Raw genomic sequence first — 2,762 nt, 5'->3', positions numbered from 1 at the left:
GCCTTCGAGGGCTGCGAGTCAACTCAAAGGACGAGCTTCGCAACCATATCGAACGGTGGCTGGCAGAATGTAACGAGGACCCCGTTCCTTTCCGCTGGAAAGGGAAAATGGGCGAGGTCCACGAACTTATTAATGGCGTTATTTAGCGAACGCTATACTAGGGGCGCCGTTGTGCGCTAGGATGAGCGTCTGAAGTGTGTATGCACAATTACGGATTTGTCACCATGTTGAAGCTTCCCGCCTATTCCCGCTGCCGCCTGTGGTTTCGCGAGCAGCTGCTCAACGGCCGCTGGGAGGCAGGCGCAAAACTGCCGACGCTCAAAGGTCTCGCAGCCGAAAGCGGCTTTGGTGTGGGAACCGTACGAAGAACCGTTGACGATCTTGTGCGTGAGGAAATCCTCACCACCGTACACGGCGGCGGGATTTATGCGTCGAAATTCTCTGCGGCGGGCTACTGGAACCGCTATCAGCGCATTGAGCGGCGGGACGGCAGACTCTGCCGGTACGTCAACAATCAAGTCGTGCGGTTTGAAACGATACCGGCCGACGAAAGGACGGCGGCGAAACTCGCAGTACCTGCCGGCAGTCCCGTCCTGGCCGTTCACCGCATCATGACGGAAACACACGGCCTGACGCCGTGCTTCGACATCATTTTTCTGAGAGCCGATGTTTTCTCCGGGTTCACTAAGGAAAAACTGCTTCTTTGCGGACCGGATCTCTCGCTATACGCCTGCTACGAGCGCGAATGCGGCGTTCACATCGCCTCGGCCGCCGACACCATCGATGCCGTCGCGGCCGCAGATCTGCCGTTGGCGCTTGAAGCGGGATTGGCACCCTCACACCCGTTGATCCGCCTCACCCGCATAGCCAAGGCACAGGATGGACGCATCTGCGAATTCAGAACCGAATACGCGGATCCGAGGTATTTCTGCATCCGAATCGTCTGATAAGGAACCGAAAAGTCGTCGAAAGCCCTCACGAAAGCTCTTTAGCCTGATTCCAAAAATCTCGGATTTACGGGCTGTAGATCGTAGTTGATGACCGCTGAAATCGGTGAGGCACTTGGAACCCCGTGGTAAATCCGTGGTTGATTTTTAACTTGAAAGATCGTATAATATTCTACAGTCTCATAAGGTGTCAAAATGCTCGATAGGGGAATCAAAACTGAAAAACAAGACCGCCCGAACAGGGATGAAATCAAAGGACTGCCAGCTCATGCGCAGTACCAGTGCCTAAAGGGTACTTGGTACGTTTATTTCCCCTATTGCTTCCGCGAAGGCAGAAGGCGCAAGCAGGAACGCGATTACATTGGAACCTTGTCGCCGGATGGGAAGAAATTTCTGCCTAACCTGTACTACGTTCAGAACGAACCGGACTTTGAGCATCGTCCGCCGGAGCGCTGGAAGAATCCGGCAATGCGCCAGCAAGCTCTCGAAAAGCTCAATGCGAACAAGGTTGAGTCAATTGCTGACGTGGGTCTCGATTCGGAGATTGCTTGCGATCAGCAGCTTTCTATTGGCGCTACGGCAATTTGTGCCTCGATTTTGTATTCGAACGGCATGTTGAAAAATGTCGGCAGCGTTCTTGACAACAATCCTGAGCAGACCATGGCTTGCGTTAATCTGGCCATGCATTCCGCCATTACAACAGACAAAACCTACCTTGCAGACAAGGAGTCAACTCGGCAAAAGTTCATTGGCCACGGCTGTCTGAGCTCTCTGCGTGCATCTGAGTTTTTCCAGAACATCGGCAACGAGCAGACGCTGTCTCTCAAAATGGCAAAGGCATGTGCAAGCCATTTGGAAGAAGGAAAAATCCTTGTCCTCGAGGGCACACGAGTAGATTGCAACTCTGAAAACATCAGTCTTGCAGCCGTCGGCAAGCGAACAGACGGTTCTTACGGACCTCAGATCAACGTGTCTTTGATAATCAACGTCAAGGACGGCAGCCTGATCTGCTACCGAGCTTATGCCGGCAATGATTCCGACATCAACACGCTGGACGATCTTCGCAAGATGTGGACGGACATCGGCATCTCTGCCAAATCCCCATTGATTCTCATGGATCGCGGGCATCCGGATCAGAAAGAGTTTGCCAACTTGGATCGGGATGGATACAGATTCCTGATCGGCGCCAAGACTTCAATGAAAATCGTCCGGGAGGTCATCGATCAGAAGAACAGCGATTTTTACGATCAGCAAACCTACTTGAGGCAGCAGCGATGCTATGGCGTTAAAAGCGAAACGGTCGTTGTCGGCAATGGCCATCGAATGACGGTGCACTCCTATGTTTTCAGAAGCCCGAACAAGGAAATGACTGAAACAGACGAACTTCTTGATCGTCTCGAAGCCTTCGAAAAGGCATGGCCTCGAAAGAAAGAAAACGCATTATCTCAGGCGGACAAGAAGAATCTCGAATTCTTCGATGTGACCCCTGAAGGAGATCTGGTTCTTGATAAAGCCAGGGTGAGTTATGAATGCTGTGGTCTCGGATACTTTGGTCTGGTCGGAAACGTCGACATCTCGCTGATGGATGCGCTTACCAAGTATCGCCAGCGAAACGAAGTGGAAGCGGCTTTCAAGCTCATGTTCCAGCATTTGCTCACGAGCACCCGCGTCCATTCGAGCGCCGCTCTTGAAGGTCTTCTTATGACGACTTTCGTCGGGCTGAGCATCCTGACCTACTTGCGCACCAAGATGAACGGCACCATTCCAAACGAGCTTGCCAGGAATCCGGAACACGTTTCGGCAATCAACAACTTG

General features: G+C 52.4%; 2 protein-coding genes. Both read left to right on the top strand.

Annotated elements, in window-relative coordinates; translation table 11 throughout:
• Positions 1–224 precede the first annotated feature (224 nt).
• Complete coding sequence (locus ACT6Y9_RS10185; RefSeq protein ID WP_443744447.1) at positions 225–947, top strand: GntR family transcriptional regulator; 723 nt, start codon at positions 225–227, stop codon at positions 945–947.
• 195 nt (positions 948–1,142) lie between these two features.
• Positions 1,143–2,762, top strand: a 1,620-nt coding sequence (locus tag ACT6Y9_RS10180) for an IS1634 family transposase (protein WP_443744446.1), incomplete at its 3' end; no start/stop codon positions are given.

It is taken from the genome of Sutterella sp. (assembly GCF_052272535.1).
Classification (GTDB): Bacteria; Pseudomonadota; Gammaproteobacteria; order Burkholderiales; family Burkholderiaceae_F; genus Sutterella.
This window is presented reverse-complemented; position numbering and strand designations above follow the sequence as displayed.

Bases quoted from the DNA above. Each gene is read 5' to 3' on its own strand.
- ACT6Y9_RS10185 (WP_443744447.1), top strand. From the start codon at position 225: ATGTTGAAGCTTCCCGCCTATTCCCGCTGCCGCCTGTGGTTTCGCGAG.